The 272-nt window shown below is 43.4% G+C and carries 1 protein-coding gene; it reads right to left on the reverse strand.

Annotation, left to right across the window (positions count from 1 at the left end; translation table 11 throughout):
• A partial coding sequence (locus L0M99_RS09705; protein ID WP_425304317.1) for a hypothetical protein occupies positions 1 to 218 on the reverse strand: 218 nt, incomplete at its 3' end.
• Positions 219 to 272: the final 54 nt, after the last annotated feature.

Raw genomic sequence — 272 nt, forward strand, 5'->3', positions numbered from 1 at the left:
TTCGGCGTTAATTCATCCTCCTGTTTGACAACGATTGGATTTTCTTTAAATATCTCTTTCGCAAAAGTGATATCGATACGCTCCGGATTGTATAATATTGCTTTGAAGAACAGCTCATTGAGTGTTCCCTCCAGTTTTCTGACATCACTCGCAAAGCGGGTTGCCAGATAATCGAGAACCTCGTCATCAATCATGATTTCATCGCTGCGGCCTTCCATCTTCTTCTGCAGTATAGCTTTCGCAGTTTCGAATTCCGGAGAGCCTACCGATAC

Source organism: Varibaculum cambriense (genome assembly GCF_022133705.1).
Lineage (GTDB): Bacteria > Actinomycetota > Actinomycetes > Actinomycetales > Actinomycetaceae > Varibaculum > Varibaculum cambriense_A.